At 49.9% G+C, this 26,870-nt stretch carries 26 protein-coding genes; 8 read left to right on the forward strand and 18 right to left on the reverse strand.

The features are described from left to right. Nucleotides 1-131 precede the first annotated feature (131 nt). From BC351_RS23170 to BC351_RS23185, 4 genes are all read right to left on the reverse strand, one after another. Nucleotides 132-1,844, reverse strand: coding sequence for a glycerol-3-phosphate dehydrogenase/oxidase (locus BC351_RS23170; protein WP_079415380.1), 1,713 nt, complete (start codon nt 1,842-1,844; stop codon nt 132-134). Nucleotides 1,845-1,981: 137 nt separating this feature from the next. Beyond that, nucleotides 1,982-3,490 carry a glycerol kinase GlpK gene (gene glpK, locus BC351_RS23175; protein ID WP_079415382.1) on the reverse strand — a complete coding sequence of 503 codons (1,509 nt, stop codon included), beginning with the start codon at nt 3,488-3,490 and terminating at the stop codon, nt 1,982-1,984. 19 nt (nt 3,491-3,509) lie between these two features. Further along, nucleotides 3,510-4,073 carry a glycerol-3-phosphate responsive antiterminator gene (locus BC351_RS23180; RefSeq protein ID WP_079415384.1) on the reverse strand — a complete coding sequence of 188 codons (564 nt, stop codon included), beginning with the start codon at nt 4,071-4,073 and terminating at the stop codon, nt 3,510-3,512. A 182-nt stretch (nt 4,074-4,255) separates the two neighbouring features. Beyond that, a complete protein-coding gene (locus BC351_RS23185; protein WP_244209150.1) occupies nt 4,256-6,262 on the reverse strand; it encodes a GTP-binding protein in 2,007 nt (668 codons plus the stop codon). A gap of 237 nt (nt 6,263-6,499) precedes the next feature. Between BC351_RS23185 and BC351_RS23190 the strand changes: the two genes are divergently transcribed. Next, nucleotides 6,500-7,210: a DNA-3-methyladenine glycosylase family protein gene (locus BC351_RS23190; RefSeq protein WP_079415385.1), complete on the forward strand. Its 711-nt coding sequence runs from the start codon at nt 6,500-6,502 to the stop codon at nt 7,208-7,210. Nucleotides 7,211-7,786: 576 nt separating this feature from the next. Here the strand turns inward: BC351_RS23190 and BC351_RS23205 are convergent. Further along, complete coding sequence (locus tag BC351_RS23205; protein WP_079415391.1) at nt 7,787-8,350, reverse strand: TetR/AcrR family transcriptional regulator; 564 nt, start codon at nt 8,348-8,350, stop codon at nt 7,787-7,789. Nucleotides 8,351-8,365: 15 nt separating this feature from the next. Continuing rightward, complete coding sequence (locus BC351_RS23210) at nt 8,366-9,097, reverse strand: MBL fold metallo-hydrolase (RefSeq protein ID WP_079415393.1); 732 nt, start codon at nt 9,095-9,097, stop codon at nt 8,366-8,368. 167 nt (nt 9,098-9,264) lie between these two features. On the opposite strand from BC351_RS23210, the gene BC351_RS23215 reads away from it, so the two are divergent. The 3 genes from BC351_RS23215 (at nt 9,265) to BC351_RS23225 (ending at nt 11,381) form a co-directional block, all read left to right on the forward strand. Next, a complete protein-coding gene (locus BC351_RS23215) occupies nt 9,265-10,338 on the forward strand; it encodes a M42 family metallopeptidase (RefSeq protein WP_079415896.1) in 1,074 nt (357 codons plus the stop codon). A gap of 173 nt (nt 10,339-10,511) precedes the next feature. Next, the gene (locus tag BC351_RS23220; RefSeq protein WP_079415395.1) at nt 10,512-10,949 is read left to right on the forward strand and encodes a GNAT family N-acetyltransferase; all 438 of its coding nucleotides are present in this window, start codon (nt 10,512-10,514) and stop codon (nt 10,947-10,949) included. Nucleotides 10,950-11,006: 57 nt separating this feature from the next. Then, complete coding sequence (locus BC351_RS23225) at nt 11,007-11,381, forward strand: DUF2500 domain-containing protein (RefSeq protein WP_244209151.1); 375 nt, start codon at nt 11,007-11,009, stop codon at nt 11,379-11,381. Nucleotides 11,382-11,920: 539 nt separating this feature from the next. Here BC351_RS23225 and BC351_RS23230 read toward each other — a convergent pair. From BC351_RS23230 to BC351_RS41730, 3 genes are all read right to left on the reverse strand, one after another. Then, a complete protein-coding gene (locus BC351_RS23230) occupies nt 11,921-13,045 on the reverse strand; it encodes a HAMP domain-containing sensor histidine kinase (RefSeq protein ID WP_341866015.1) in 1,125 nt (374 codons plus the stop codon). Next, entirely contained in the window at nt 13,042-13,719 is a 678-nt protein-coding gene (locus tag BC351_RS23235; RefSeq protein ID WP_079415397.1) for a response regulator transcription factor, read from the reverse strand. The genes BC351_RS23230 and BC351_RS23235 overlap by 4 nt, the downstream gene beginning before the upstream one ends. A 134-nt stretch (nt 13,720-13,853) precedes the next feature. Next, nucleotides 13,854-14,015, reverse strand: coding sequence for an MFS transporter (locus BC351_RS41730; protein ID WP_144028501.1), 162 nt, complete (start codon nt 14,013-14,015; stop codon nt 13,854-13,856). Between the two features lie 145 nt (nt 14,016-14,160). Here BC351_RS41730 and BC351_RS23240 point away from each other — a divergent pair, with 145 nt between their 5' ends. Further along, the gene (locus tag BC351_RS23240; protein WP_079415399.1) at nt 14,161-14,646 is read left to right on the forward strand and encodes a hypothetical protein; all 486 of its coding nucleotides are present in this window, start codon (nt 14,161-14,163) and stop codon (nt 14,644-14,646) included. A gap of 341 nt (nt 14,647-14,987) precedes the next feature. On the opposite strand, the gene BC351_RS23245 is transcribed toward BC351_RS23240, so the two are convergent. Both BC351_RS23245 and BC351_RS23250 read right to left on the reverse strand, forming a co-directional pair. After that, nucleotides 14,988-15,629, reverse strand: coding sequence for a DUF2306 domain-containing protein (locus BC351_RS23245; RefSeq protein WP_079415401.1), 642 nt, complete (start codon nt 15,627-15,629; stop codon nt 14,988-14,990). Between the two features lie 109 nt (nt 15,630-15,738). Further along, nucleotides 15,739-16,278 carry a PadR family transcriptional regulator gene (locus BC351_RS23250; RefSeq protein WP_079415403.1) on the reverse strand — a complete coding sequence of 180 codons (540 nt, stop codon included), beginning with the start codon at nt 16,276-16,278 and terminating at the stop codon, nt 15,739-15,741. A gap of 116 nt (nt 16,279-16,394) precedes the next feature. On the opposite strand from BC351_RS23250, the gene BC351_RS23255 reads away from it, so the two are divergent. Then, a complete protein-coding gene (locus BC351_RS23255) occupies nt 16,395-17,879 on the forward strand; it encodes an MDR family MFS transporter (RefSeq protein WP_244209152.1) in 1,485 nt (494 codons plus the stop codon). A gap of 65 nt (nt 17,880-17,944) precedes the next feature. Here BC351_RS23255 and BC351_RS23260 read toward each other — a convergent pair whose 3' ends face one another. The 4 genes from BC351_RS23260 to BC351_RS23275 form a co-directional block, all read right to left on the reverse strand. Next, entirely contained in the window at nt 17,945-18,739 is a 795-nt protein-coding gene (locus BC351_RS23260) for an ABC transporter ATP-binding protein (RefSeq protein WP_079415405.1), read from the reverse strand. After that, nucleotides 18,739-19,653: an ABC transporter permease gene (locus tag BC351_RS23265; RefSeq protein ID WP_079415407.1), complete on the reverse strand. Its 915-nt coding sequence runs from the start codon at nt 19,651-19,653 to the stop codon at nt 18,739-18,741. The genes BC351_RS23260 and BC351_RS23265 overlap by 1 nt, the downstream gene beginning before the upstream one ends. 95 nt (nt 19,654-19,748) lie before the next feature. Continuing rightward, the gene (locus tag BC351_RS23270) at nt 19,749-20,798 is read right to left on the reverse strand and encodes an ABC transporter substrate-binding protein (RefSeq protein WP_079415409.1); all 1,050 of its coding nucleotides are present in this window, start codon (nt 20,796-20,798) and stop codon (nt 19,749-19,751) included. Nucleotides 20,799-21,017: 219 nt separating this feature from the next. Further along, nucleotides 21,018-21,998 carry a Gfo/Idh/MocA family protein gene (locus BC351_RS23275; protein WP_079415411.1) on the reverse strand — a complete coding sequence of 327 codons (981 nt, stop codon included), beginning with the start codon at nt 21,996-21,998 and terminating at the stop codon, nt 21,018-21,020. A gap of 159 nt (nt 21,999-22,157) precedes the next feature. On the opposite strand from BC351_RS23275, the gene BC351_RS23280 reads away from it, so the two are divergent. Together BC351_RS23280 and BC351_RS43975 are read left to right on the forward strand one after the other, a co-directional pair. Beyond that, complete coding sequence (locus tag BC351_RS23280; protein ID WP_079415413.1) at nt 22,158-22,346, forward strand: antitoxin VbhA family protein; 189 nt, start codon at nt 22,158-22,160, stop codon at nt 22,344-22,346. Continuing rightward, nucleotides 22,339-22,923, forward strand: a complete 585-nt coding sequence (locus BC351_RS43975) for a Fic/DOC family protein (protein WP_079415415.1) — start codon at nt 22,339-22,341, stop codon at nt 22,921-22,923. Before BC351_RS23280 ends, BC351_RS43975 begins: the two co-directional genes overlap by 8 nt. 138 nt (nt 22,924-23,061) lie before the next feature. Here BC351_RS43975 and BC351_RS23290 read toward each other — a convergent pair whose 3' ends face one another. From BC351_RS23290 to BC351_RS23300, 3 genes are all read right to left on the reverse strand, one after another. Next, entirely contained in the window at nt 23,062-24,852 is a 1,791-nt protein-coding gene (locus BC351_RS23290) for an ABC transporter ATP-binding protein (protein ID WP_079415902.1), read from the reverse strand. 128 nt (nt 24,853-24,980) lie between these two features. Next, nucleotides 24,981-25,910: an NAD-dependent epimerase/dehydratase family protein gene (locus BC351_RS23295; protein ID WP_079415417.1), complete on the reverse strand. Its 930-nt coding sequence runs from the start codon at nt 25,908-25,910 to the stop codon at nt 24,981-24,983. A gap of 67 nt (nt 25,911-25,977) precedes the next feature. Beyond that, complete coding sequence (locus BC351_RS23300) at nt 25,978-26,829, reverse strand: MerR family transcriptional regulator (protein WP_079415419.1); 852 nt, start codon at nt 26,827-26,829, stop codon at nt 25,978-25,980. Nucleotides 26,830-26,870 lie beyond the last annotated feature (41 nt).

The following is a 26,870-nucleotide window of genomic DNA, read 5'->3' on the forward strand; positions in this document are numbered from 1 at the left end:
AGGCATGATAGCATACTTTATAGCGTTGGAGTACACCTGTTGCACCGTGAAAAAGCCTCCAAAACCACTTTATTGCGGCTTTGGAGGCTTAATTATGTCTAATGTGTGTGCAGCAAGCTTTCCGCTGGAACCTAAGCTTCCAGCGGGTTCACCGCTTCATGTAGCAGCCGCTCCAGCTCGGCTGCATAAGCCTTGGTCTGCGCTTCGTCCCAGCCGAAGCGCTCTGCCAGGAAGGCGACTGCCGGCGCCTTCCACTTCTTCGCCCACGCGATGTCGAAGAAGAGGGCACCCGTGCGGCGGATGAAGAAATCCGCCGGCTTCACGACCATCTCGCGCTCCACCGCGTATACGAGCGCAGCGAGCACGACGGCCGGCATGCCGCGCCGCGCCGCCTCATCCCGGTGCTGCTCCAGCAGCTCGTAGACGGCGTCCACGTTGGAGCCGTAGCGGTGCGCAAGCAGCGTTGCCTCTGGCTTCGTCAGCCCTAGCCGCTGGCCTTGGCTGATCTTGCCCTGCAAGAACGACGCCAGCTTCGCAGAGCCGCCCACATCGCCGCCAGAGATCGGCAGCATCCGGGTGCGGCTTGGCGGCAGCGCCGCCGAGACCTTGCCCTCCGCCAGCAGCATGGCGGCGATCTTGTCCACAACCGACTCCGCCATTTTGCGGTAGCCGGTCAGCTTGCCCCCGGCCATCGAGATGAGGCCGGAGTCCGAAACGAAGATTTCGTCGCGGCGCGAAATCTCGGAAGGGTCCTTGCCCTCTTGATGAATCAGCGGGCGCAGCCCGCTCCAGCTCGATTCAACATCCGCTTCCGTCAGCTCAAGGGACGGAAACATTTCGTTCGCGGCGCGCAGCACATAAGCGCGATCTGCAACCGTAATACGGGGATTCACAATATCCCCTTTATAATTGGTATCCGTCGTTCCGATGTAGGTTTTGCCGTCCCGCGGGATAGCAAACACCATTCTTCCGTCCGGTGTATCGAAATAAATCGCCTGCCGCAGCGGAAACTTGCTCTGATCAAACACCAGATGCACGCCTTTGGTCAAGTGCAGCGTCTTGCCTTGCTTGGATTTATCCATCTCACGCAAGGTGTCCACCCACGGACCTGCCGCATTTACAATTTTACTGGCATACAGCGAGTATGAATCCTTCCCGCCACTCATCTGATCAACCACGCGCACGCCGACCAGCTTGCCATTCTCCACGAGCAGTTCCTCGACCTTGGCGTAGTTTACAGCCATAACACCAAGCTCGACGGCTTTCTTCATCACTTCAATGGTTAAGCGTGCATCATCCGTCCGATATTCCACATAATAGCCGCCGCCTTTCAGATCCTTCTCCTTCAAAAGCGGCTCATGAGAAAGTGTCTGGTCAGGGCGAAACATCTTGCGCCGTTCCGACCTTTTGACACCAGCCAAGAAGTCATACACCCGCAAACCTAGCGATGTAGAAAATTTACCGAACGTGCCTCCTTTATAAAAAGGCAGCAGCATCCATTCCGGCGTCGTTACATGAGGGCCATTTTCATAAACAATAGCGCGTTCTTTGCCGACCTCGGCAACGACTTTAACATCCAATTGCTTCAGATAGCGAAGCCCCCCGTGAACCAATTTCGTCGAACGGCTCGACGTCCCTGCCGCGAAGTCCTGCATGTCAATCAGCGCGGTGCGAAGACCCCTGCTTTGAGCATCCAAAGCAATACCAGCGCCTGTAATTCCCCCGCCAATAACGATTAAATCCAAGGGCTGTTTCGTCATGGCTTGCAGAATCTCTGCTCTTTGCAGCCCATTAAATCCGTTCACGCCAACCGAAGTCTTTGTATGTTTTTGTTCCGTTGTCATCTGAATCTCTCCTCGCGTATATAAAAATAAAGAAGCCACAACACACCTAACACGTTCACACGCGTAGGCCGCTATGGCTTCTCCCAGTCTCCAACCGAATATTAACTTGTTATAAAATAGTATATCATTGCTTTGGATTATTTAAAAGCCATTGCGGCATTTACTGCTTTTTTCCAGCCCTGATACAGCTTAGCTTGCTGCTCACCCGCCATCGTTTGCTCGAAGGCATGATCCACCTGCCACTGAGCGGCAATCTCCGCTTGATCCTTCCAGAAACCGACCGCCAAGCCGGCAAGAAAAGCCGCACCAAGCGCTGTCGTCTCACTGATCATCGGGCGTTCTACAGTGACACCCAACATATCGCTTTGGAACTGCATCAGGAAGTCGTTCTTCACAGCACCACCATCAACCCGCAGCTTCGTCAGCTCAATGCCCGAGTCATCCTCCATCGCTTGCAAGACATCCTTGGTCTGATAAGCGAGAGACTCCAGCGTCGCCCGTATGAAGTGTTCTTTGGACGTGCCTCGTGTCAGGCCAAAAATTGCACCTCGCACATCACTATCCCAGTAGGGAGTCCCCAGCCCAACAAAGGCCGGAACGACATATACGCCATCCGTTGACGCAACCCTTTTCGCATAATCCTCCGTGTCCTTCGCAGACTTAATCATGCGCAGTCCGTCGCGCAGCCACTGAATCGCCGATCCCGCCACGAAAATGCTGCCTTCCAGCGCATATTCCACTTTTCCGCCCAGGCCCCAGGCAATTGTCGTCAGAAGGCCGCTGCGCGAAGGAATCGCATGATTGCCGGTATTCATCAGCATAAAGCAACCCGTGCCATACGTGTTCTTCGCCATGCCTTTGTCAAAACACGCTTGCCCGAACAAAGCCGCCTGCTGGTCTCCCGCCGCACCTGCAATCGGAATCGCCGATCCGAAAAAGAGGCTCTCCTGCGTATAGCCATACACCTCAGAGGAAGAGCGAACCTCAGGCAGCATCACCGCCGGGATGTCCAAATGACCAAGCAGCTCCTCATCCCACTTCAACTCGTGAATATTGTAGATGAGCGTGCGCGAAGCGTTGGAATAATCCGTCACATGCGCCTTGCCGCCTGTCAGCTTCCATATCAGCCACGTGTCCATCGTGCCAAACAGTAAATCCCCACGCACTGCCTTCTCACGGGCACCTTCCACATGGTCCAGAATCCACTTAATCTTCGTCCCCGAAAAATAAGCATCAATCAGCAGCCCTGTTCGCTCACGAAACAGATCGTTAAGCCCCTCAGCCTTCAACGCTTCGCAAATATCCGCCGTCTGACGCGACTGCCATACGATGGCATGGTAGACAGGCATGCCGGTATGCCGATCCCAGACAACCGCGGTTTCCCGCTGGTTCGTAATGCCAATCCCAGCAATTTCAGGAGGCTGCACCCCTGTTTCGGATAAAACTGCTGCCATTACACCCTGAATCGACAGCCATATTTCATTCGCATCGTGCTCCACCCAGCCTGGCTTCGGAAAAAATTGTTTGAATTCCTGCTGCGCAGTGTGCACAATACTCCCTTTTTGATCAAATAAAATCGCTCTAGAGCTCGTTGTTCCCTGGTCGAGGGAAAGTATATAAGAAGGTTTAGCCCCTGCGGCTGTCATTGTCATGCCTCCAAATGTTTCAGGATCGTTGCTGATAGTGCTGCCAAAGCTCCGTTTTGGACGTTGTCACCGCGGTGGCTCCAGCTCCTAGCGCAAGCTCAACATCTTCCACCGAGCGGATGAGGCCTCCGGCAAAAATAGGAATCCCCGCCCGTTCCTTCACTTCGCTGATGATGTGCGGAATGACGCCGGGAAGCACCTCAATATAATCGGGCTGCGTCCTCTCCAGCAAGCTGTAGCTTTTGTCCAAGGCACTGCTGTCTAAGAGAAAAAGCCGCTGAATGGCGATGAGGCCATTCTGTTTGGTTTTCGTAATCACATTCCCCCGCGTCGAAATAATGCCTGCCGGACGAATGCTCTGGCACAGAAATTCTGCTGCGTACTCATCGTTTTTCAGCCCTTCAATCAAGTCTGCATGCAGCAGCAGCTTTTTCCCGCTCGCCCTGCCCAGATCCACAATATTTTTCAATTGCCCAATATGGCTGTCGAGCAGCACAATGTAGGTAAAAGACGACTTCAAGAGCTTCTCCAAGTCCTTCATCTTTCGTATTGCCGGCAAAATTCGCTGCGCTTGCAATGACATGATCTTCGCCTCTTCCTCTGCCCAGGTCCTTAACGGATAAAATAATAAAAAAACTCACCAAGAACTGCCAATTATATGCAATTGGCAATCTAAGTGAGTCTCCCGTTCTCCGTCACACATGTATTAACTTATCCTCATTGTATCGAGGGGAGTGCCCCCTGTCAATGAGCAGACGTCCCCTTTTATGTCGATAAGGCTTTGCGGACAGCCAAAATATATTTGGACTGATCGAGTGGATTAACCCCCCGCCTCTTGCGCTCGGCCTGCACATCCGGCGGACTTGGCTGATACCCGCCGAAGGAGGACGTAATCACGCCCCTGCCCCCTGACATGGCGCTAAGCTTCACCGGATAGTCCAAGGAGGTAGCTGCAGGAAGGCGGCCCTCTACGACGAAACGGTCGCCGCTAATTTGCGGCGGATCGAAGATCGCACGCATCTGTACCAAGTCGCTCAGCACCTTGCCGCCGTAGACTTCTGGAACGGTAATCCGCACTTGCAGCATAGGCTCAAGCAGCTTCGTCCCCGTCTCCGCGAGACCTTGCATCAGGCCCATCGGCGTGGCTACGGCAAAATCGAGCGGATGGGTGTGCCACACGTGATGCTCACCGTACGTAAGCGTCACTTTCAGGTCGGTGACTTCCCAGCCGAGCAGCCCTTGCTGAAGCGCCTCCGGAACGCGGCGCTCCACTTCGTTCTGGTACTGCGCGAGCAGCTGCTCGCCCCGGACCAGCGATTGGTAAACGAGCCCGCTTCCCGGTTCACCGGGCTCGATCTGAAAGCGCAGGATGGCCCAGCAAGGCTTAGGCATCGTATAAGCAATGAAGCCTTCACCGGACTTCGAAGGCGTTTCTTTGTAAATCACGGAAGGCTGATCGAACCTTGCTTGCAGTCCGAAACGAGAGTCGAGCAAACTCGTCAGGATCTCGAGCTGAATCGTGCCCATAACTTTCACATGCAGCTCCCGCTCTTCTTGGATCCACTGCAAATCCAGCAGTGGATCTTCGTCGGTTAGCTCCTGCAAAGCGGCGACAAGCGCCGGATACTGAGCATCGCTCTGGGCATGCACCTGCACAGTCAACAGCGGCACTGCCAGCCGAGGTGCTGGCGGCACGGCATCAGACCTACCGAGCACATCGCCGATCCGCACCTGCGTCAGGCCGCAGACGGCAGCGATATCGCCTGCCGCCACCAACCCGATATCTTCGGCGCGGCGGCCGTCGATTTTGCGAATCTGGGTCACCTTCTCCTCCACGCCGCGCGTGGCATTGAAGAGGGTGTCCCGGTTGCGGATCGTCCCCTCGTAGACGCGGACGTAGGCCATGCGCCCCATGGTCTTGTCCCGCTCGACCTTGAACACTACGGCCGAAAGCGGCTGCTCCGCGCTGCCGCTCGGCCCGGGCAAATAATCGAGGATCGCTTCCATCAGCTCCTCGATGCCAATCCCTTTGCTGGAGGCTCCCACCAGCAAAGGATAAGCCATTCCCTGCCGTGCGTACCGCTGCAGGGTCGTCTTCACCTCGCGTGCCGGGATGGGCACGCCTTCGATATAGCTCGACAGCAGCGGCTCGTCGAGCTCGGACAGCTTTTCGACCGCTGCTGCGAGGTCGAAGCCGGGCGTGGGCGCGCTTGGCGCGCCCTCTGCCAGCACGTTCACCGCACCGCGGAACGTGTCCTCTATGCCAAGCGGCGCATAGATCGGCACCGCCATCGGTGTCAGCTGCTTGTGGATCTCTTGCAGCACGCGCGCTGGGTCTGCGCCGATGCGATCCATTTTATTCACATAGAGCAAGGTTGGAATCTTCAACGATTGCAGCGCATGCCAAATCATTTCCGTTTGCGACTGCACGCCTTCTACCGCAGAAACAATAAGAATCGCGCCGTCCATCACCCGCAAAGAACGCTCCACCTCGGATAAGAAATCCACGTGGCCCGGCGTATCTACCAAATTAATAAACGTCTCTTTCCACGAAAAAGCCGTCGTCGCGCTGCGCACCGAAATTCCCCGCTCCCGTTCCACATCCATGGAATCCGTTTGCGCCGTACCGCTATCTACACTGCCTAAGGCACGTATTCGTCCGCTATGATAAAGAAGATGCTCCGTTGTTGTTGTCTTTCCCGCATCGACATGGGCAAAAATCCCCACATTCCTGCGCGAAACCGACAACTGCTTACCCATTTCGCCTGCCATCCAGCTTCCCCCGCTCCTTCTCTGCAACGCCTTTATCTTTATATTATACTAAAAGCGCATTCAAAAAGTTATACACCGCGAGATGCATTAGCTCTACATCCTCTCAATCGAGAGGATCAGTTTGGAGAAACAAGCCATCCGTTTCAGCGCAACAATTCTTTTTAGCCATCGTATGTATTACTACACGAGCTTTCCAATAAGACTAATTCATCATTAACATAGGAGGCTTGCCGCTGCATGGAGACACAATCTTCCGAAGAACAACTACTGCCTGCCCCAACCACTTCATCCATTCGCCTGCACAAAGAACACCCCGCTATCCTCGCTTTATGCCAAGCCGACAGTCGTCTAGCGCAGCTAATTCACCTTATCGGTGAACGAACGCTTACACCAAGTGCATTCCCTTATGAATCTTTGGCGATGTCGATTATTTCTCAGCAGCTATCCGCCAAAGCAGCCGCGACCATCAAAGCCAGAGTCAAGCTAGTCATACCGGCATTCACGCCGGAGTTAGTACTCGCTGCCGATGAAACTGCTATTCGAGCATGCGGTGTCTCATTCCCCAAAATCCGCTATATCCGCGATCTCAGCACTAAAATCATAAGCGGCGAAGTGAACTTGGATCGCCTGCATGAGCTGGACAACGCAGAGCTGCTGAAGCAGCTTACAAGCGTCAAAGGCATTGGCGTCTGGACCGCGGAAATGTTCATGATTTTTGCGCTGGGCCGATCCGATGTCATGGCCATCGGGGATGCAGGCCTTCAGCGCGCAGCTCGCTGGCTGCACCAGCTGGAGGAACGCAAGGACTGCAATTATTTGGGACAAATCGCACCGGTGTGGGCACCTTACCGCAGCTTCGCCTCGCTCTATTTATGGCGTGCCGTCGATTTGGGCTATGTAGATTCCGGCCTGCCGGTTGAAGAATGCCAAATTGCAGAAAATCGCTAAATTCATGGCATTTATAAGGCCCAGGGAGCGGCTGAAATTCGCAAAAGTTCGGGCTTCAGCGAAATGTGTGACTATACTTTTTGGAAAACCTGCAATTGTGCATCTTTTTACTCTTGAAATTACCCTTTTTGGTAAGATTCCTGCATTTCTGCATGCTTTTGAATCTTTTTCCTGATTACAGAGCAAAAAGGCTTAAAATTCCTGCACAATTGCAGGAATTTGCATTTTTTCGCCGATTTAGTAGAAAAAACCTGCATTTTCGCAGGTTTTTGGTGGTTTGGGGGCTTGGTGTGGTTTGGTGCTCTTCGTGCTTGGGTAATTTGGGTAATTGGGTTACTTTTGACGCTTTGGGTGCTTCAGATACTTTGGGGTGTTCTCAGTGCTTCTGGTTTTTTGAGTGCTTTGAATACTTTTGATGCTTCTGGCGGTTTGGACGCTTGGGTAATTTGGTTACTCTGGATACTTTTGATGCTTTGGGTGCTTCAGCTACTTTGGGGTGTTCTCAGTGCTTCTCGTTCTTTGAGTGCTTGAGTACTTCCTGGTGCTTTGGATACTTTTGATGCTGCGGAAAGAGATTCACCCCTTGGCCATTCCCCGCAAATAGGTCGTCAAAAGCCGTCTCAGGCTTTCGTCCCGTTCCAGATTCATACGGAATCCGTTTTTCATCTCCAAGGATGCGAACCCATGAACGATGCTGCGGAAGCCGCGCACTACATGCAGAGCGTCTTCTTCACTTAAGTGGTAAGGCTCCAGTAGACGCAGTATAAACATCACAACTTGTGTACTCGCTTCTTTGACTTGTGGATCTTCCAAATCCGGCAATGCCGCCATAGCATCATATAGACCTGGCTGCTTTCTGACAAAATTCACATATGCGAATCCAGCAGCCAGGAGCGCGTCCTCGCCAGACTTGCCAAGCACAGCTTCGACCATCGCCTCTCTTATCTGCTGTAAACTTCGTTGAGACATTAGCTTCCTAAGATCCGGCAAGCCCTTGATATGATTATAAAGAGACGGTGTCTTTACATTTAATTTTGCTGCTAATGCCGCCAAGGTAACGAACTCGATACCCTGTTGATCTGCTATTTCGATCGCTGCCAGCAGTACGGTTTCTGAATCCAGTCCTTGTCGAATGGCCATTTTGTTACCTCATCTCTAAATGTTTGCTGTTTTGATATGAAAGCTTTTGGATGCTTCTTCCAAAGCTTTATCCATGATTTGTTGTGGCCGCTCAATCATTTGTCCGTGGCCAACTGCGAGTACACTAGGTTGAAGTGCTCTTAGTTTAACCGCGCTCTCCAGTGACCCTTCTTTGCTCCATGTTGCCAGAGCCGGGAAGGGGAACCAGAATTTCGTCACTCCGGACACGGCCACCCCTCCGCGCACTTGAAAAGCATCCCCTGCAATCAACGCACGGCTGCGAACATCCAAGAAAGCCATCATGCCCGGTGTATGCCCTGGAGCCACTACGGCTTGCAGCGAGCCGACCAAATCGCCATCTTCCAAGTATACATCCGGTTTCGTTTGGATGGCACCTGCTTTGGGCACGCCGCCCTTAATTGGTAAATTCGGCTCGCCCGCTTCCAGCTCTTGATTTCCTGCGAGCAGCTTTCCATCTCGGCGTGAAATGTAGACAACGGCTTGCGGCAGTGCCTTTTTCAAGCCATCCAGTGCACCTATATGATCACTATGCGCGTGGGTAAGTACAATGCGTGTAATGGGTTTGCCAATCGTCGCGGCCGCCTTCAGAATCCCTTTGAGACTAAATGGCATTGCCGCATCAATTAAGGTTAACTCCTCAGCTTCCTCCACCAAATAACAATTAACGGGGAATACTTTGGGCATAAAAGTAATTTGATATAACTGACCGATTTGCGTGATTTTCATCATAACGCCTCCTGTTTGCTATTTATATTAGTATAATAACTAATATCATTAGTTTAGTCAATAGGCTTATGAAAGATTTCACGCTTTTTCTTGGCTATGTTAAAATATTGCTCAGATCCGCATCGTATGTTCTTACAACTACAATGAATCAAAGCGAGGGAACCATCATGAATACTGAAACTTTAGAGTTATTCCGAACACTGACTGAGCTGCAAGCAGCGCCCGGTTTTGAACGGGACATCCGCAAGTTTGTACGCGGTGAGTTAGAGAAATATACGAACGAGTTCGTCCAGGACGGACTCGGCAGCTTGTTTGGCATCCTGCGCGGCGATGAAACAGGTCCTAGAATCATGGTCGCCGGCCACTTCGACGAGGTTGGCTTCCTCGTCAGCGGTATCACGGAGCATGGCACGATCAAATTCCAGCCCCTTGGCGGCTGGTTCAGTCAAGTACTGCCCGCGCAGCGCGTGCAGATTATGACCGAGCAGGGGCCGATCATCGGTGTGATCGGCTCGGTGCCCGTGCACTTGCTGGACGAAGCGTCACGCAGCAAGTCCGCAGACATCAAGACGATGTATATCGACATCGGCGCAGAAGACAAAGCCGATGCGCTCGCCATCGGCATCAAGCTCGGGCAGCAGATTGTGCCCATCTGCCCGTTCACCCCGCTGGCCAATCCGAAACGGATTATGGCCAAAGCTTGGGACAATCGCTACGGCGTCGGCCTGGCGATTGAACTGATGAAGGAGCTTCACGGTACGAAGCTCCCGAATGTCCTGTACGCCGGTGCAACCGTGCAGGAGGAGGTCGGCGTGCGCGGCGGACGAACGGCGGCGAACCTCATTGCGCCGGACCTCTTCTACGCGCTCGACGCCAGCGCCGCCGGGGATATGACCGGCGACCGCAATGCCTTCGGGCAGCTGGGGCGCGGAGCGCTGCTGCGTATCTTCGATCCCACGATGATAACCCACCGCGGGATGGTAGAGTTCATTCTGGATACGGCGGAGACGCATAAGATCCCGTATCAGTACTTCATCTCGGCGGGTGGAACAGATGCCGGCCTCGTACATGTCCAGGGCACAGGTATCCCCTCTGCCGTCATCGGGGTTTGCGCGCGTTACATTCATACCTCCGCGTCGATCCTGCACGTGGATGATTACGCAGCCGCGAAGGAGCTGCTCATTAAACTCGTGCAAGCTAGCGATCGCACGACATTGAATACGATTCATGCGCAAGCGTAAATGATTTTTTTTGAAATATAAATGACCAAGGGTTGAGCAGAAGCGTTTCTGTTCAACCCTTTTTTGTGCGATCAACCTTCTATTTTGGCAGTTGCATGTTCATATGTAGAACTCATGTTCCAATATATGGTATAATTAGCATAATCATAGGTTAATAGAAAGAAGGACTATTTATGACGTACATCATTCGTGAAGCTACTTCCCAAGATACCAAAGAAATCAGCACCTTTGTTTCTGCGCGCACAGGTAAAGACATTTCTCCTTTGCACATTGAAAATAGGCTGCATTTTATGCGAGATAATCCAAATGAATCCCTCTATGTCTACGAAGAGCAGAACCAGATTCTAGGTACATTGGGCTTTCGTATTCGTCAAGGCGATGGTGAGATTCTAAAGTTCAGCGAGATATCCGTTATTTCTTTGGATGAAACGAAACATCAGCAGGCTGCCGCCGATAAATTGAAGAATTATGCCGAGCAATTGACGAAGAAGCACGCTTGCAACGGGATGTGGTGGATCACGGGAGCAGAGAAGCATGATACATCGCGGGAGAATAATGAGCCGCTAGATTTTCATGAAACTGGCTACCGATTCGTCAAACGTTTTTTATAGAGAACGCAATCATATCTAGACGTCTAGCCTCTAAGAAACTTCTAAGGAGTGAACAGCATGTCAACTGGGTTTAACACAGGACCTTTTTCTATGGGCAGCAGCATTTTTTTTACGGTCTTTATCCTTATTTTTGTTCTCGTCATTGGCGGTTTTATCTTCATTATCATCAAATCACTCTCAACATGGGCGTCCAATAACGCCTCCCCCCTCCAAAGTCGGACCTGTAAGGTTGTCGCCAAAAGAATGCAGGTAAGCGGCGGTTCTGGTGATTCCACTTCAAGCACGAGCTACTATGCAACCTTTGAATTCGAAGATCGGAGTCGGCTTGAATTGCATATTGGCCGTCAGCAGTTCGGGTATATCGTTGAAGGCGATCTAGGAACTCTCTCGTATCAAGGCACCAGATATAAAGCATTCTCGCGCATACTATGAGCATGCTGCCTGAAGTCAGAAATGGTGGATCGCCTGCTTGCCAAATTAAACAAGGAATCCCGCCCAAAAACAACGCATACACGAGCAATTCAAAGCATATAGGAAATTAGGCGGGATAACTCGTTTGTAATCGAATATTCTGAATATTTACAATATTTAAATATTAATATATGATAAATACAAGCTCACTTGAAGGACAAGCCGTACAGCTGGTACAGCATTCGGACAGGAGCGAGGATAACCTCAACTTAGGAAGGGGATAGTCCATTGGACCACGTTAGCGAAACATGTCCACTTTTCCTTCAAACGACGGAAGAAAAGGTGCGGGAACGGCCATCGTTCATCGGACATGTGGGAATCCAACACGGTAAATGTGAATAGCGTTTATTCGAGGAAAGGATCCGTAGGTACGTAATGTCGTAATTTCAACGTCAGTTGGTTGATTGGAGTGTGTGTAGGTACAATTGAATACGATGAATGAACCTTAGGGGCCTCCGGTTATCTCAGATAAGCGGGGGTCCCTATTTCTGTTCATGCTCTTATTTCGGTAATGAGAAACGGACAATAAAGGTCGTGTTTTTCCCTGGTTCACTTTCTACAGCAATAGAGCCTTCATGCATCTCAATAATTTTCTTCACAATCGACAAGCCAAGTCCATTGCCGCCTGAAGTTCGGTTCCTCGACTTATCGGATTTATAGAACCTTTCAAAAATATGCGGCAAATCCTCCTCCGATATACACGCGCCATTATTTGAAATTCGGATGATTGCACTTTCTGCGCTGCTTGTAACATGGACACCAATCGTTCCCCCTACCGGGGTAAATTTCACTGCATTATGAATGAGATTTGTCCATACCTGACTTAGGAGGTCTTCATCAGCGGATATCGTAACCGCCTCAAGCTCAATATCCATCTCAATATCTTTGTCCACCCACTGGGGCTCACAGGCTAGAATAAGATTGCGGATCTGCTTATCCAGACGATAGCTTGTTGGTTCAAAAGGATGATGCTGTGATTCTAACGATGTTAGCTTCAATAAATTATCGCTAAGCTTCGATAGTCTTGTGCTTTCTGTTTCGATAATCTCCAAGTAATGCTTCCGCTCTGCGGGTGATAGCTGCTCGTTTTGCAGCGCCCGTGAGAATCCACTAATAGAAGTCAGCGGTGATTGTATTTCATGGGACACATTGGAGATGAACTCCTGTCTCATTTTTTCTACCTGCCCGAGCTCTACAGCCATCGTGTTGATCGAATCCACCAGTTCCACAAAGGGGCCGTTATGCGGATTATTCTCGACAGAAACGTTGAAATCCCCCCTCGACATGCTCCGAATGGCCGCTATCATTTTTTGAAAAAAGATCATTTGCTGGCTCTGAATGAATCGCCCCATAATCGCCATGGTGAGCCCCCAGAGAAACATTCCGCTAACGGAGTTAATGAGCTGGACCACCACTTCGGAAGGACGCTTATTGAGATAGCTATATAACCAGGACGTCCCATAAAACGAAGCCAGCCAATAGATAATAATCAAGATAAAAATGCCTACCGCAAAGAAGAAGCCTCGTACACGCTGCTTTCTGGACTGCATGTTTCGCATGCTCTTGCGCTGCTCGTGTTTCTCCCTCCGCATGTTCCTACGTGCTTGCCGCTTTTCCCTGCTCATGATCGCAGGACCTCCATCCGGTACCCAAGTCCCCGAATCGTTGCAATGCGAAAAGCATGCTGCTCCTCCGGGAACCTCTCCCGCAGCCGATTGATATGAACGTCTACTGTCCGTTCGTTGCCTTCATAATCGAAGCCCCAGATCTGCTCGATGAGCTGGTCTCGGGAGAAGGTTTTTCCCGGGTAGCTGGCAAGCTTATAAAGCAGCTCAAACTCTTTGAGCGGCAGGGTCATGCTATCGGAACCGACTGAGACTTCATACGTTTTGCGATTCATGCTGAGGTCTCCGACCTGAACTGTTTGAGACGAAGCGATTTTGTAGCGCTTCAGCAGCGCCTTCACGCGCAGCGCCAGCTCCACAGGCTCGAAGGGCTTGACGAGGTAATCGTCTGTGCCCAGCTCGAAGCCCTTGACCTTCTGCGAGGTCTCGCCTTTGGCAGTGAGCATAAGCAGCGGGAGATCGTAATGCTCCCGCAGCTCCTTGCACAGCTCCCAGCCGTCCATATTAGGCATCATAATATCCATAATCACCATGTCTACCTGAACGGTCTCGAGCAGTTTGAGCGCTTCCGCACCGTCCGCGGCTTCGACAACCTCGAAGCCTTCGTTCTGCATGAAGACGCGAACCAGCTCGCGGATATAGGGGTCATCATCAACAATTAGTATGGGAGCCATCTGCCTCACGCCTCGCTTTGTTAGAATCTAGTCACACTTGCTTTAACCTCATTTTAACATACAACTCCTAGCTCATTTAGACGAATAGACGAATTCTGATGGCTTCAGCACCGAATCTGCATTTACTTGTATCTCTATATCCTTCGGTGCTGGCGGCAGCATTCTCGCCTTTCCCAAGAAGATGGTTTTCCTCGTGTCTCCCCAGGCATAATATCACCAATAATCGTGATGGCTATCGCCATCAAGGTACCTGCGCCAATTCCTTGCAATCCACGGAAAACGATTAAATCTGACATGTTGCTCGCCTTCCTGTACTTAGCATACCGGGCTTTTATAAACTGAATTTAAACCAAAGCAGCCGTTCGTCCTGCAAGGGCTTTTTTTGGGAAATAATATGTGATACATTTTGGAGAAAGGAACTGTTTGGGAGGATATACTCGTATGACCAATCATCGATTTGCCGATTTTCAAAGCCTTCCTACCTGCGAGGATGAAGAAGCATTTCAAAAAGAGGTCCATGCCGAGGGCTATTCTGGTTTCCGCCGGATTTTAGACGGCCTTACAGAGACCATCAAAGCCGCAACTGACGCAGATATTGCAGACATTGAGCTGACGATCGCCACAGGCCGCCGCCTATTCCCAGAGCCTGTCCACTTCAGCCCTTCATGGGAATGTGTGTGGACAGAGCTTGAGGCCACTCTCGCGGCCAAAAAGCATGTCCTCACGACCATAGAACCGGCGAACCGCACAGGGGAATGGCAGGTGATCATGGATAACCCCAACGTGGTGCAGGAGGTCGTCTGCTATCCCGGATTGAGCTTCCAAGATGCCGCCTATCTATATGCCTATTTCCGGCCACAGCTGGAGAAGTCAGAGTATATTCGCTTGCAGAAGATTCAAACGGTCATCCAGGACATCGGAGGTTGAAGAGCCTGATTGGGAGGCTGAGATAGCCTTTCGACTCACGTGCATGATAGGGGGCTTCTACTAAGGAATGTGGAATTTCGTGCCTTGTGGAGTTTCTATTATTTGCAAGAATTTCGCCCGAGGGTGCCAGGAAGCGATACGTTGCCTTCATCTGATGGTGATACGGAACTACGGTACGCTATTTCGAGAAAAAAGGGCTATTTCGAGGCGAAACGGAACTAGAGTACGCTAATTGCCCGAATGTACCTGTTTCGGAGAAGCAAGTGCACATTTAGCGGATCCTAGTTCCGCCTATCTGGAATTAGAGCCATTTTTGATAAAATAACGGATCCTAGTTCCCTTCATTCCAAATGCTTACGGCCCCGCAGCAAAAACCACTCCACAAGGAAAAGATTGATGAGCAGCCCCAGCCAGATGTTGACCTCTAAAATATCAGCGATCATCTGCTCGCGGCCGCCTTCCGGCAGATGGAATCCGTGCATAGCGAGATAGATCAAAATGCAAAAAGGAACGATCAACCGCCCTGATGTAGCGACCAAGGTGACGGCATAGCTCCTGATCATCCAAAGGCGATGCTCCGGGAACTTTCTTTTGACAGCGAATCGGAAGCCCTTCCATGTGGTAAACAGCCAGACAATACTCAAGGTCAGGAAAGCCATCGCTTTGACAAAGCTGTCGATGTATAAGGTGATGACCAGCCCCAAAAGTCCACTTAGCATAACACTAGCGACATATACACGACCGAGAGCTCGATGCCATGACGGATAGCGTGTGCGGAATTGCACAGGAAATTGAAATAAGCCGCTGATTAGGGCAACCAGGGCAAATCCAATATGAACAACAAGCACCGTATAGTGCAAAGAAAAAGAGGGATTCAGCGTAGCTCGGCTGCGCGCAGGATCTAAGGTAACATAGGGAAACACCGCGGCAATCGCAACCCCTACAATAAGGATAATGAAGAACATGCTCCACTTTTTACTCATATCGAACCCCCGTTTAAGATCATCACTCCTCTCTTAGTGTAATGCCTTCATCTAAATGCTTTCTAACTAATTTCTTAAATAAATCTAAACTGCCTGCTGGAGCCGCTCACTAACTAAGCTTCTTCTTCATCCACTCGCACCAGGACAAGTCTGCGTCTACTTTCATCATAGCCTTCTGTACCAATACGTAGGGACCGAACTGGGAATCGTGAATTTCCAGTTTCTCAAGTGGCTTGCCGCTCTCTTCTTTGATTTTATCAAATAATAAATGAAGACGATTTCTCTTCTTCAAATAGTATTCTTTGCGTTCTGCAAGCAATTTCAGCGCAGGCTCTTTGTCGACAAGGCTAATGCAGTACACCTTTAAGGCCAGCTCATCCCGCATCACAGGCTCGTCCGTAGGCTCTGCGATCCAAAGACTCGTCGCTTCCTTGCCTTTCTCCGTGATGGAGTACACTTTTTTATCTGGTTTATCTGACTGCGGGACATGAACGAACTCCACATAGCCATTCTGCTCTAATTGCGCAAGCAGTGGATAGATTTGGCTATGTTTAGCTTGCCAAAAAGGCTGAATATGCTGCATGAGTTCATAACCCGTTCGAGAGTGTTTCGTTAACAGGCTTAGCAAGCCATAAGAAAGGGTATTCATAAGACCTCCTTCGATATGTCATTATTGACATATATCTTCTTTGGTAGTATGATGATTTTCATTCAAATTATAGAGAATCCGGCAAAGAAGTCAATAACTGGAGTGGAGGCATTACCTTGAGCAAGAGTAAGGATGATCTACAGCAAGTACGATTCTGGCCTGTTATGATTGCAATATTCTTCGGGTCGTTCGTTTCAATTCTCAGCATGAGCACAATTAATATTGCCATACCGATTTTGAGCCAACATTTTAACACCGATTTAAGTAAAATCCAGTGGACGATTACGGGCTTCATGCTCGCGAGCGGCACCATTGCCCCAATTACCGGTTATTTCGGCGAACGCTTTAGCTACAAGCGCTTATATGCACTGGCCCTCGTAGGTTTTACCGTCTTTTCGTTTCTATGCGCGATTTCTTGGGATGCGACTTCTCTCATCGCTTTCCGTATAGCGCAAGGGGCGTTCAGCGGTCTCATTATGCCTGCCACGATGACGATTATTTACCAAGTCATTCCGCGTGACAAACAGCCCGTAGCCATATCCTTGTGGTCCCTATCGGCTATGATGGCGCCTGCCATCGGTCCTACCTTGAGCGGATGGCTGCTGCAAAACTGGAGCTGGCACTGGTTGTTCCTTATGAACATACCTGTTGGTCTGGTCGCCATCTTCCTAGTTTTGAAATTAATCCCGTATTACCGCCTTTCTGTACCTAAAAGGTTTGACCTGATCGGCTTGCTAACTGTCGTTGTCAGCAGTCTTTCCTTGCTGATCGCTTTCTCACAAGGGCATGCGTGGGGATGGACATCAGGCAAGGTCATTGGCTTGTTCGCACTTGGTTTTGTCGTGCTTCTCCTCTTCATTTGGAGAGAACTATCGGTAGAAACACCTCTGTTGAATATTCGTGTTTTGCACAATTCACGTTACTCATTAACACTCATAATTTCAAGTATCGTTACGATTAGCTTATATTCCGGGACTTTTTTGACTCCTATTTTCTTGCAAAATATTCAGCATGTAACTCCGTTAGATACAGGGCTCATTTTGCTGCCTGCATCGCTGGCCATGGCACTCTGCATGCCGATCGTAGGGAAGCTATATGGCATTGTCGGTCCTCGCGTCCTTATGTTCAGCGGAATTACGTTAATCGCGGTTGGTACTTTAACGCTTAGTTGGTTAAGTGTAGACGTATCTCGCAGCTACATTTTGTTCTGGATGATCGTTCGGAACATCGGGATTGCCCTGGCGACCATGCCTGCGAGCAATGCGGGTATGGAACAAATTCCGCGGACCCTGTCCGGTCATGCCACATCGATCAGCAACTGGGTTCGCAACGTCTTTGGCTCGTTCGCCATCGCCCTCTTCACATCGGTTCTGTCATCCAAAACCGCTTCACATACGACCGAGTTGGTTAGCAGCGGCATCAAGGATAAAGTGGTTATTGGCTCACATGCCTTCACCATGAGTGTCAATGATGTTTACTTGCTGGCTACCCTCATCGTAGTCGTCGCTTTGCCGCTTACTTTGTTTATCAAAAAGCGCCCGATTGAGAAAGAAGATCCGGCAGCGATCAATGCTATGGTTCAATCGAGTGTGTCCAAGTAATTTCCATGAACAAAAAGCCTTAAGCCCGAGGGAGAAGTTCCCTCTGGCCAAAGGCTTTTTGTTTTTTAGCCCAACACCACGCGGTCATCCGCTAACTTGGTGCCGCTAATGTTCTCGAACTCACCGAGCAGCTGCTCCACGGTGAGGTCCTTCTTCCGCTCCGCGCTGACATCGAGGATGATGCGGCCTTTGTCCATCATGATCAGGCGATTGCCTAGCCTGATCGCCTGCTCCATGTTGTGCGTGACCATCAAGGTGGTCAGCTTCATTTCGCGCACGATATCCTCGGTCAATCGTGTAATCAGCTCCGCGCGCGAGGGATCGAGCGCGGCCGTGTGCTCGTCAAGCAGCAGAATCTGCGGCTTGGTGAACGTCGCCATGAGCAAGCTGAGGGCTTGACGCTCGCCGCCGGAGAGCAGACCCACCTTCGCGCGCAGACGGCCCTCCAGGCCGATTCCGAGGCGCTGAAGCTGTTCCAGGAACAGCTTGCGCTTCCGCGCGGTGACGCCGAAGCTCAGCCCGCGCTTCTTGCCGCGGGCGTACGCCATGGCGAGATTCTCCTCGATGGTCATTCGAGGAGCAGTCCCCGCCATGGGATCTTGAAAGACGCGGCCGATCCAGCGGCTGCGCTCGTACTCCGGCAGGTGGTGAATCACCTCGCCGCCGATGCGCACTTCGCCAGCATCCGGCGTCATCACGCCGGAGATGATATTCATCAGCGTCGACTTACCGGCGCCATTGCTGCCAATGACCGTCACGAAGTCACCGGGCTTCAGGTTTAAGTTAATGCCGATCAGCGCGATTTTCTCATCCGCTGAGCCAGGGTTAAAAAGCTTGGAAACATTGGAGAGCTGGAGCATCAGCGTTTACCTCCCTTATTCAGCTGCACAGCGCGAGCGATGAGCTCGGCTGAGCGGCGTTTGGCTGTTGCTTTTTGCTTCACAGAGCGCTGCACAGAAGGCAGGACAAGCGCAATGATAACGATGATAGCGGTGATCAGCTTCAGATCAGAAGCTTTCAGCCATTCTACGCGGAGCGCCAAGGCCACTACAATACGGTACACAATAGAACCGAGTACCGCAGCCAGCGTCGCTTGGAATACAGTGCGAGCGCCAAAAATCGCTTCGCCGATAATAACCGAAGCCAGTCCGATAACAATCATCCCGATCCCCATCGAAATGTCCGCAAAACCTGATTGCTGAGCGATCAGCGCACCGGAAAGCGCAACTAAGCCGTTGGATAAGCTGACGCCTAGAATCGTAGTTCGATCCGTATTCGCGCCAAAGCTGCGGATCATGCGAGCATTATCTCCTGTTGCTCGCAAGGATAGTCCTAAATCTGTATGCAGGAACGCATCCAACAGCAGCTTGAAAATAATCACAATAATGAGCACGACCGTAATCGGCTTCATCGCCGAGAATAACGTATCGGCCCCCAGCAGTGAAATATTCGGTTTCCCCATAATCCGCATATTAATGGAATAAAGGGCAATCATCATGAGAATACCTGACAGCAATCCATTAATTTTCCCCTTCGTATGAAGCAAGCCCGTGCATGCTCCGGCAGCAAGTCCGCCTGCAAAAGCAGCCACACACGCAAGTATCGGCGAATATCCGTTCGAAATCATGATCGCAGCAATCGCTCCGCCCGTCGTGAAGCTTCCATCCACCGTCAAATCCGGAAAATCGAGAATACGAAACGTGATATACACACCAAGTGCCATCAGCGCATAAAGCAAGCCTAGCTCGACGGCGCCAATCATGGAATCCATCATCTGAAAAAACCTCCCTAACTCATAAAAAAAAGAAACTCACAACTTGAAAAAAGAGATGAACGAAAGTGACGTTCACCCCTTTTGTGTCCTAAACTTTACTGAATGATGTTTTTCTCTTTATCTTTGACAGCATTTTTCATGGCATCCGTCACTTCAATCCCTTGGGCTTTCGCTGCTTTCAGGTTCAAAATCAGGTCCAGCTTCTCAGGTACAGTAACTTTCATATCTGCCGGTTTCTTACCGTTTTTAAGAATCTCTACAGCCATTTGGCCAACTTGGTAGCCATGGTCATAGTATTTGAAGCCAACTGTTGCGAAAGCACCCTTTTCTACCGTATCACGATCACTGGAGAAGAACGGAATGTGCTTGTCATTCGCAATTTGAATGATACCGTCTACGCCGCTAACAACCGTGTTATCGAGTGTAATCAAGAAGGCATCTGCACGACCCACAAGGGATTGAGCAGCTTGCTTAACTTCCGATGTGTTGGTAACCGGTGCTTTGACCAATTTAATACCGTGTTTGGTCAGAGAATCTTCCGCATTTTTGGCCATGATGACCGCATTCGGCTCCCCTTCATTGATAACGAGACCCACTGTTTTGATTTTCGGCATATTCGTAGCCACGAAATCCATTAACTGAGCAACCGCCATCGGATTCGTATCGGATGCTCCGGATACGTTGCCGCCCGGCTTGTCAACACTGCTAACAATCTTGGCAGCAAGCGGATCAGTTACCGCCGCAAATAGAATCGGAGCTTTCTTCACTTGCTGTACAACCGCTTGTGCGGATGGTGTCGCAATACCGAGTACCAAATCATTGTCTGCGGAAGCAATTTTTTGAGCAATGGATAAGTTGTTCGTTTGATCGCCCTGTGCGTTGTTGAAATCAACCTTCAGGTTCGTTCCTTCCACAATCCCTGCATCCTTCAATGCTGCCAAGAAGCCTTGACGTGTAGCATCCAAGGAAGGATGCTCAACGATCTGTGAAATAGCGACTTTGTACGTCTTGCCAGCTGCAGCCGTGGCTGCTGGTGCTGGCGCGCTTGCTGCCGGAGTCTTGTCAGCCGCTTTTTGCCCACAACCTGCTGCTACAAGCATAAGTGCTGCTGATAATACGAGTGACGCGAGTGCTTTCTTTTTCAAACTGATTACCCCTCTCTACGTTCCCATTTGTTGGACTTGGCCAATTCGCCCGCTCACCACTTTAACGCTTTCGTGGAGCAAAGTGCGAAGATGCCTGACTGCGAAGCGCCAAGTATAGATCACAATTAACCATAGTTTAATTGGGTCTAGGGTTTCCGTCAATCGTTTTATCCGTATTTGTACGTTTTTTGTAAACATCTGGTGAAAGCGCAATCACGCCTATGTCATGTGATAGAAGTCTTTTAGCAGCCCATCCATCACCCGATTCGTCCTCGCGGCCGTTACGCCTGTACTCGGGCTTTTGCCGAGTCCTCTCAATTCCTCTACGACTTTCGTAATTAACGGCTGCTGCACATGTGCCGGGTTCGGTATGTCCTTTTCTTCAATAAGACCGTCCAAGCCCTCAATCCGCAAATCGCCGCTAAACGTGGAAAACGTCATTTTCCCCAGACTGCCGACAATCTCGTTTTTGTCCAAGTGCGTATATGTATTGAAGCTCCATATGCCCGTCCCCATCACACCGGACTCAAACGCATACGTCGCAGTTACAATGTCTTCTACTTGATGACGTTGGGCCTGATTCTTGGCGAAACCTTGAACCTCACCGATCGGACCTAACAGATAATCAAGAATATCCAACGTATGGCTGGCTAAATCAACAAACAGCCCGCCGCCGGATAACTCTGGCTGCAGCCGCCAAGGCAGTTCTTCGCCCAGATTGTCCTTCGCCTGCTGCAAATAGGTGGTCTGTACGAAACGAACATCGCCGATCACACCGCTGTCCAGCAACCGCTTAATTTCCACGAATTTGGGCAAGCCTCTTCGATAATAGGCAACAAATAAAGGCACGCCTGCTTCTTCACAGGCTGCTATCATATCCAAGCATTCCTGATGATTCTTCGCCATTGGCTTCTCGACATAGACTGGCTTCCCAGCGCGAGCGGCCATCAAAGCATATTCGTGGTGAAAAGCCGGAGGTGTTGCTACATATATCGCATCCACATCCGGATCATGAACCAGCGCTTCAGCATTGTCGTACCACTTGGCTACGCCATGTCTCTTCGCGTAATCTTCTGCAAGATGCGCATCCCGCCGCATTACGGCTGCAAGCTCAGAGCCTTCCACCTTCTGCAGGGCAGGACCGCTTTTGACTTCCGTCACATTGCCGCAGCCGATAATTCCCCATCGTACTTTATCCATTCTTCATTCCTCCTACTGGTATCAGTCCAATCTAGTTGATGAACATATTCGACGTACGATTGTCCCTTCCCTTTAAGCAAATAGAAGTGTTAATGCCCTTTGTTTTAGGGTATAATATAGAGATAATTATACTGTCTCCTAGGGAAAGAAGGGGTACTAATGCCACACGTAGTCACTATGATCGAAGACACAACTGACTATGCTTTTCGCAACGCGAAAGCCTCACTTGAAATAGAAGGACAAACTTTACCTACAGGCAGCGAAGAACTAATCCTAAAAAATCTCAGGGGAGAGTTATCCGAAGAGGAATTCCTCCAACGTGCGCTCGAAATTGCTTTAAGTGTATAGAAAAGCTTCCAATCAATCTAAGTACTGCTATCCCGGTACAGAAATTCTAATTAATAAGCCCGACATAAGGGACCAACATAAGTTAACGGCATATGAGAGTATAGTTAGTACTAGACGCAATGCATTATTGGTTACGCAGCCCTTGCCTGGTTCTTTTGACTTTGCACACTTACGGGTCATCCATCATTATCTTTTCCAGGATGTATACCCCTTGTTCGCTGGAAAAATCCGGGAAGAGGACATAAGTAAGGGCAACTTTAATTTTGCCTATACCCAGCATATACTCCCTCAATCCAAGGAGATATTCAGCAAGTTAAAAGACGAAAATCACCTAATTGGCTTGGACGTTGAGATCTTTTCTTTAAAAGCGGCGTTATTTATGGGGGACCTTAACCACTTACATCCCTTCCGGGAAGGTAACGGTAGAGCTCAGAGAGAGTTCCTCCGATGCTTGGCACTAAATACTGGGTTTAAGCTAGACTGGTCTTTAGTAAACAAAGATGAAATTCTTCTGGCTTTTATCAAGTCAGTTAGAGACGAACAACCTCTGGCCGATGTTATTAGAAGGTGTATTTAGCAATAATTCTACATATCTCAAAAAAAAGATCAGAGCCCATTTCATGGCTCTGATCTTTTTCTATATTTGCTGCACATTTTCCCTTTGATTCAAGCTCAAAGAAAAAGCCGCCCAAGGATTCAGGCGACTTCTGTTTAGCTACAATGCACTAGGAGCATGCTCCGCAACCATCTGCTCCTGAAGCTGCAACTGCTGCGTAGCAAATTCGCGGTACATCTCATGAGACTCCAGCAATTGCTGATGCGTCCCGCTCCCTGTGACGACACCCTTGTCGAGGAAGATGATTTGGTCGGCATCCACGACGGTGGACAAGCGGTGCGCAATGACTAATGTTGTGCGTCCTTGCATCAAGTTTTGCAGGGCTTGCTGGACGACAACCTCAGATTTGCTGTCCAGACTCGATGTAGCTTCGTCCAGCATCAGAATTTTCGGATCTCTCAGCAGAGCCCGTGCAATCGCAATCCGCTGTCTTTGGCCACCGGACAGCTTGATCCCGCGCTCACCCACTTCGGTATCGTACTTTTGGGGAAGCTCTTCGATAAATGCGTCGGCATAGGCCATCTGCGAAGCTTTCTTCAGCTCTTCCATCGTAATTTCATGCTGCAAGCCGTAGCAAATATTGTCCCGAATGGTACCGGCAATCAAGGGGCTCTCTTGAGACACATAGCCGATTTGACTCCGCCAGGATATGAGGGAGAACTGATCAATGCCTTCTACACCTAAGGTAATAGCCCCTTTTTGCGGTGAGTAAAAACGTTCCAACAACGAGAACATCGTCGTCTTGCCGCTGCCGCTCGGACCTACGATAGCCGTGACTTTACCCGCTTCCATGGTGAAGCTGACATTTTTCAACACCGGCTCCCCCTCTTTGTATCCATAGGTCACCCGATCGAATTGAAGCGACTGGGAGGCGTTCGTGACAGCAGCGCCTGCATGCGGATTCTCTTCTTCATAATCCAGAACATTCAGGATCGTATCCGTAGCGCCCATCGCTTTCTGTGCTTGATTGAAGAACTGTGTGATTTGGGTAATGGGCATAACAATTTGGAACAAATACAACATGAACGCCACCAGCTGACCGGCAGAAATCGCCCCAGAGGAGACACGCATGCCGCCATAGCCGAACAAAACGACGAATAGCATCAGCATGACGAAAGTAACAAGCGGTGCCATTAGCGCTTGAATGCGGCCTTCTTTAAGCCCAAATTTGAAAAGCTTTTGAATGCCCGTACTGCCTTCTTTGTACTCAACTGGCTCCGCATTGGCCGCTTTCACTAAGCGAATTTCAGACAATACTCGATTGAGTACTGAAGTGAAATTGGCGGTTTCTGCTTGCAGGCCTTTGGATACTTTGAACATTTGCCGTCCTAATGGGAACAAGATTATGAATGCTAATGGGAATACGCTGAACATGATCAAAGTCATTTTCCAATCCATATAAAGCAAAACTACGATCGAACCAATAATCGCAATGATACCTGTAATGAAGCCCGACATATGCTCGGCAATCAAACCTTTAATCACAGCGGTATCGTTCGTCATTCGAGATATTGTATCACCTGTTTGATGGTTGTCATAATAGCTAACTGGCAGCACGAGCAACTTTTTCCAAAGCCGATCCCTGATCCCTGCTACCACACGCTGCCCTGCTAAATTCAGCAGGTACACGGATACCCCGGAGGCAACCGCTGAGGCTACGAAAGCAATCGCCATCCCGCTAATCTGCAGCCAGTTTAGAGAGTCAATGGAGAAGCTATCCACGACATTCTTGGTGAACAACGGTATGACCAAGCCTACTAACGTTGAAATAACACTTAATCCTAATGCTATGCCGAGTACGAGTTTGGGGGGATTCGTCTGGAGAAGCAAGCGGACAAACCCGCGCCAGTTGCTCTTGCCCCTGAGCTCTTCTTTCTTTGTTGTAGTCATATCTCCTACTCCTTTGCCGATCGGATGCTTATGATCCGTCTGTGTATGTTCTACTTCTTTAACCTGATCATACACATCAATTTTAAACGGAATATAAACAAAATGAATCGGTCGGCAGGTGTAGTTGCTTATTGGGGCTGCTGACGATACCAAGCGATGGTTTCTTCAAGCGCAGCGCGTAGAGGTGTTGGTGTCATTTCCTTACCAAAACGCTTCATGAATTTCGTACAATCCATCACAAAAGGCTGCTCAAACTCATACAGCATCTCCACAACTTCTTTCGCCGCGGGTATGAACAGACCACCCAATCGGAGCATCCCGCGACCCATCGTACCGATACGTGGAGCGTGTCCAGCAACTTCATAAGCTAGTTCTGTGAATTTGCGGGCGCTCACAGTCTCTGCATGCGGGACATGCCATACTTGGCCGAAGGCATCCTCGTGCTCACTTAGAATAACGAGTGCTCGCCCGAAATCCTCCACATACGTGACCGTGTGCAATTCATTCGGATTTCCCAGCAGCGAAACAGCCTTTCCCTTCGTCAGTGGTCCAAAAAAGCGGTCACCATACGAGGAATTCCGGGCATGTGGACCATAGAAATCAGATCCTCGGCCAATCGTTACTTTTAACGTGCCTGTATCATACAGGTTGAGCAGATTTCGAGCCAGCTCAGCCCTCACCTTGCCCTTGCGGGTATGGGTTTTATAGGGCAACCCTTCATGAATAGGCCCTTTCACTTCTCCATACATATACAGGTTATCCCCCATAATGAGATTGGCCTGATGATACGATGCCGCGTGCGCAATATGGCCCATCATCTGCTGGAATAAGCCTTCCCACTTATGATACGGCGGTGCTGCGCATTGAAAGACGTTATTCGCTCCCTTGATCGCGGCTAATGCGCCGCTTTCACTCATCAGATCAGCCTGAACGGCCTCTACACCAGAGGGCACATCCGCTTTAACCGAGGAACTCACCATTCTTACACGGTTCCCTCTTTTCAAAAGCTCCTTCATGACTGCTCTGCCCAGCGGACCTGCTCCTAATATCACTTCCATCTCGCATCCTCCTTAGTGTTTTACGCGGCTCATTAGCCTTATGAAATAAAAATAAACCCTATAGCAGCTATAGGGTCAACACGTGTTTCACAGGAATTTGCAAATCAACAATAAATTCATCCGTGTTCCTCATATGAGTAAAATCAATCAAGTATCGCTCCAGAACAGGGCCGTTCTCTTCATAGTCATTCAAGATCATCCATTCTCGCAACCGCCTGTACAGCCCTTTACACGATTCTTCATCGGGAAACCCGGCATAGACTGCAGAGATGTACTCTCCGCCCGGCAACCATCTGGTGAAAGAAGGTTCGATCTTGCTCGCCAGCAGCGGCACACATACCTCAATATCAGAGTCATTTCGATCAAATGTCAGCAAATCTTCATGATAGATCGTCCAGATGTGGCCATCTACCGTCAATCCGTGCTCTTTGACCCTGTCTAACAAGGCCATAAACCGTATAACGGAAGACTCCATCCCGCATACATCGTTTTTCCTTTCGAAAGCCATATACCGGTCTGGATACGTCTTCAATTCTAAATAATATTCCGTATGCTCGAACGCTTTGCGCAGCTGATGATGAACTTCCAAATTCCGCAATCTTTCATCAATGGACCCAACTACAGTCTCGAGTGAGCGAATCGTCGCTTGCGCCTCTGCCCTCTTGGCACTCATCAGCTCCGGGATGCTCACTGTGTTGTTGTCCTTGAACATCTGGCCGATCTGCTCCAGCGTAAACTGCATGCCTTGCAGGTCCTGAACAATTTTAACCGCTAGAATATCTTGGCTGGAGTAATAGCGATAGCCATTCTGGTGATCTACACGATGCGGCTTTACAAGCCCTATTTTATCGTAAAAATGGAGTGTTTGAATCGAAGTCTGGCATATTTTAGCCGTCTGCCCTACAGAGTATCCTTTCATGATTCGATTTCCCCCTGACCCACTTTAGCTGCGCTTCTTCA

It is taken from the genome of Paenibacillus ferrarius, assembly GCF_002027705.1.
Lineage (GTDB): Bacteria > Bacillota > Bacilli > Paenibacillales > NBRC-103111 > Paenibacillus_E > Paenibacillus_E ferrarius.

Excerpts from the sequence above, each read along its gene's own strand:
- glpK (WP_079415382.1), bottom strand. The coding sequence starts at position 3,490 with ATGACAGCCGCAGGGGCTAAACCTTCTTATATACTTTCCCTCGACCAG.
- BC351_RS23185 (WP_244209150.1), bottom strand. The coding sequence starts at position 6,262 with ATGGCAGGCGAAATGGGTAAGCAGTTGTCGGTTTCGCGCAGGAATGTG.
- BC351_RS23230 (WP_341866015.1), bottom strand. The coding sequence starts at position 13,045 with ATGAGCAGGGAAAAGCGGCAAGCACGTAGGAACATGCGGAGGGAGAAA.
- BC351_RS23220 (WP_079415395.1), top strand. The coding sequence starts at position 10,512 with ATGACGTACATCATTCGTGAAGCTACTTCCCAAGATACCAAAGAAATC.
- BC351_RS23170 (WP_079415380.1), bottom strand. The coding sequence starts at position 1,844 with ATGACAACGGAACAAAAACATACAAAGACTTCGGTTGGCGTGAACGGA.
- BC351_RS23275 (WP_079415411.1), bottom strand. The coding sequence starts at position 21,998 with ATGGATAAAGTACGATGGGGAATTATCGGCTGCGGCAATGTGACGGAA.
- BC351_RS23260 (WP_079415405.1), bottom strand. The coding sequence starts at position 18,739 with ATGCTCCAGCTCTCCAATGTTTCCAAGCTTTTTAACCCTGGCTCAGCG.
- BC351_RS23205 (WP_079415391.1), bottom strand. The coding sequence starts at position 8,350 with ATGGCCATTCGACAAGGACTGGATTCAGAAACCGTACTGCTGGCAGCG.
- BC351_RS23215 (WP_079415896.1), top strand. The coding sequence starts at position 9,265 with ATGAATACTGAAACTTTAGAGTTATTCCGAACACTGACTGAGCTGCAA.
- BC351_RS23210 (WP_079415393.1), bottom strand. The coding sequence starts at position 9,097 with ATGAAAATCACGCAAATCGGTCAGTTATATCAAATTACTTTTATGCCC.
- BC351_RS23280 (WP_079415413.1), top strand. The coding sequence starts at position 22,158 with ATGCCACACGTAGTCACTATGATCGAAGACACAACTGACTATGCTTTT.
- BC351_RS23180 (WP_079415384.1), bottom strand. The coding sequence starts at position 4,073 with ATGTCATTGCAAGCGCAGCGAATTTTGCCGGCAATACGAAAGATGAAG.
- BC351_RS23240 (WP_079415399.1), top strand. The coding sequence starts at position 14,161 with ATGACCAATCATCGATTTGCCGATTTTCAAAGCCTTCCTACCTGCGAG.
- BC351_RS23250 (WP_079415403.1), bottom strand. The coding sequence starts at position 16,278 with ATGAATACCCTTTCTTATGGCTTGCTAAGCCTGTTAACGAAACACTCT.
- BC351_RS41730 (WP_144028501.1), bottom strand. The coding sequence starts at position 14,015 with ATGTCAGATTTAATCGTTTTCCGTGGATTGCAAGGAATTGGCGCAGGT.
- BC351_RS23295 (WP_079415417.1), bottom strand. The coding sequence starts at position 25,910 with ATGGAAGTGATATTAGGAGCAGGTCCGCTGGGCAGAGCAGTCATGAAG.
- BC351_RS23190 (WP_079415385.1), top strand. The coding sequence starts at position 6,500 with ATGGAGACACAATCTTCCGAAGAACAACTACTGCCTGCCCCAACCACT.
- BC351_RS23245 (WP_079415401.1), bottom strand. The coding sequence starts at position 15,629 with ATGAGTAAAAAGTGGAGCATGTTCTTCATTATCCTTATTGTAGGGGTT.
- BC351_RS23225 (WP_244209151.1), top strand. The coding sequence starts at position 11,007 with ATGTCAACTGGGTTTAACACAGGACCTTTTTCTATGGGCAGCAGCATT.
- BC351_RS23235 (WP_079415397.1), bottom strand. The coding sequence starts at position 13,719 with ATGGCTCCCATACTAATTGTTGATGATGACCCCTATATCCGCGAGCTG.
- BC351_RS23290 (WP_079415902.1), bottom strand. The coding sequence starts at position 24,852 with ATGACTACAACAAAGAAAGAAGAGCTCAGGGGCAAGAGCAACTGGCGC.
- BC351_RS23300 (WP_079415419.1), bottom strand. The coding sequence starts at position 26,829 with ATGAAAGGATACTCTGTAGGGCAGACGGCTAAAATATGCCAGACTTCG.
- BC351_RS23265 (WP_079415407.1), bottom strand. The coding sequence starts at position 19,653 with ATGATGGATTCCATGATTGGCGCCGTCGAGCTAGGCTTGCTTTATGCG.